This is a genomic window from Paenibacillus sp. Soil522, from assembly GCF_001428245.1.
Lineage (GTDB): Bacteria > Bacillota > Bacilli > Paenibacillales > Paenibacillaceae > Pristimantibacillus.
Genome location: NZ_LMRV01000006.1, coordinates 1 through 2,592 on the forward strand (window position 1 = coordinate 1; position 2,592 = coordinate 2,592).

2 protein-coding genes are annotated in these 2,592 nt (G+C 41.7%); one reads left to right on the forward strand and one right to left on the reverse strand.

The window, feature by feature from the left end; translation table 11 throughout:
• Nucleotides 1-561 precede the first annotated feature (561 nt).
• Entirely contained in the window at nt 562-1,434 is an 873-nt protein-coding gene (locus tag ASG81_RS02785; protein WP_056628908.1) for an SDR family NAD(P)-dependent oxidoreductase, read from the reverse strand.
• A 141-nt stretch (nt 1,435-1,575) separates the two neighbouring features.
• Between ASG81_RS02785 and ASG81_RS02790 the strand changes: the two genes are divergently transcribed.
• Nucleotides 1,576-2,040 carry a MarR family winged helix-turn-helix transcriptional regulator gene (locus ASG81_RS02790; protein WP_081417087.1) on the forward strand — a complete coding sequence of 155 codons (465 nt, stop codon included), beginning with the start codon at nt 1,576-1,578 and terminating at the stop codon, nt 2,038-2,040.
• Nucleotides 2,041-2,592 lie beyond the last annotated feature (552 nt).

Genomic DNA, 2,592 nt, shown 5'->3' on the forward strand with positions numbered 1-2,592 from the left:
ATATATGGTTCGATATATTCCGGAGTATCCCCATTTTAATCCCTCCCCCCTCTTCATTTAAAGATATTCCAAACATTCGTAACTACCTTCACTCGGAGGAGCTGCGCCGCGAAATCAATGAGGGGTTCCGCCAACAAAACGCAAATTAACAACGTTAAGGTAATCTACCTATAAAATAGCTGGTTTTCACAACGCTAAGGATGTTTAATGTCAAAAGGTAAGCTTTATGACACAATAGAATAATAGCTCTAATCTATATGTCAAAAAGTGAATTATCTTATTTTGACAAATGTCATTTTTTAAAAGTACTTTTTGAAATGACTATTCTATCCTTAGCGTGGTTTTTCGCGTTTTGCTGGTGCTACCCCTTTGGAGAGAAGGGCGTGTAGCCTGATGTAGATATGGAAAATGACGAACACTATCCAGAGGGATTTTTTAGTGGGGATCATTAAGCTAACGGGTACGATAGTTCAATTCAAAACATGTAGACAGCCGGTCAGTACGATCGGCTGTCTTTGTTGAATTAACCGGTGGGTTAGTGGAATGTTACTGAAAATAAGCTTACAGAAAACCCTTTTCTCTCAGTAATTTTTCTGTGGTCTCCCACAACTTGTGCTGCATTGCGTCATCTCCCCCGGGAGACACTGGTTCGATTGATTGTCCGGTTCCGACATTAAAGTATCCACCCGTCTTTCTTTGATATTCCGGATCAACAATTAATCGGGTTATAATATCGGTTCCTCTTCGCGGATCTCCAAGGCGCAGGGCTTTCAACAATCGTTCCAGGACGGGGGCGAACCAAAGTTCTCGTCCGAGTCCGGTAACATTAAATCCAGGATTCAGTGCATTTACGCTGATACCCGCACCTGACCACCGCCGTGCAAGTTCAGCCGAAAACATAATATTTAATAATTTGGTTTTTCCATAGATGGGGGATGAGCCGCGAGCGGTAAAGGGAGTTGTATCCGTTAAATCCTCTGGCAACTTCAAAATACCGTGATGGCGTGAAGCTTCAGAGGCAACATTGACAACTCTGGCCTGGCTCGAGTTTTGCAGGGAAGGTTTTAGAATCTGTGTCAAAACCCAGGGAGCGAAATAATTGACGGTAATCATCTCAGGAAGACCCTCGGGGGTGATGCGAGGCTTAAAAGCATGAATCCCCGCATTGTTCAACAGCACATCAATTTTAGGATATTCGGCAGCTATTTCACTCCCAACCCGTGAAACGTCCTTTATTGACGAAAAATCTCCATAAAAAAAATCAATTTTCGCTGACGGTGCATGCTCCTCAATTAGTTTTCTCGTGAGTTCAGCGCGTTCTTTACTTCGGGCAGTCAAAATAAGGTCAAATCCGCGTCTTCCTAATTCGAGCGCGACAAGCTGTCCAAGTCCGCTGGTGGCACCCGTAATGACAACATTTGCTTTTTTAACCATCGTCACTTCTCCTTCCTATGATACACTTTAAAAGTGACTAATCATTACAACCTACCAGTAAAATTTAGTTGATATATGTCCACTATATTAATTTAATTGATATATGTCAATAAGTTTTGATTTAGACCTAGAGAAAGGTGAATGAGAATGAACGAGCATAAATCAATAAACGAATCTAGGGAGAGACTTGAGATTGAATTGGGCGAACAGCTTAATGCTCTCATTAGTTCTGCACATGCATTGAATGTAAAAGCCGCCGCTAAATTCGATTCCTCCATACAGCCTGCCGCCTTCCATATTGTCCGCTGGCTGTATTCCTATGGCGCCACTAATGCCGCCGCTTTAGCAGAATCAACGGCAATGGATCGAAGCTCGGTCAGTCGCCTCGTCAAACAACTCCAGGCTCTGGGATATGTAAAACGAGAAGCGTCGCCTAATGATGGACGGGGAGTTGTATTATCTCTTACCGAGTATGGGCAACAAAAAATTATAGATGCGCTAAAGGAAAAAGAGTCTGTGTACTATGAACGGCTTTCGGACTGGAAAGATGCAGAACTTCATAATTTTATCCAAATGCTGAGGCACTTTAATGGATTTCGTTGTTAAAGTGTAACCCTTAAAGAAAACGCAACTAGCAGTCGAAAGCGCTGAGCTAACGGGTACGAGAGTTCAATAATTACAACTTGGATAGGATGATTAGTATAAATAATTACTACAAAAACAAAGTAAAATGGTGTGTGATTTGTGACCAGGGCTGGGTTGAAATTTTAAAAGAAGCTAAATCCAACAAGCTAATTCTATGTTGTAGTGAATGTGAATCAGCTTGGGAGCATCCTAATTATGTTCATAATGCTGAAAAAGCATCTACAACAGATGAACTACTGGTCGAGCCTGATGATGACGAAATCACACACTGGGTAAAGTATATAATCGAACGTTGATGGGATCGATAAACACATAACAGGTGGTTCAACTAACGGGTACGATAGTTCAATGATCGTAGCGGCGAACCAGTCCTTTGAGGGGCTGGTTTTTTCAATACATAACTTAAGTTGGACTAAACCGCTACCGCGGTGGTAAAACCACTAAACCCTCCATTTTGATGGTAATTAATACTGCTTTCTGTGTATCTGTTAGTACCCTAAAATTTACTATGCA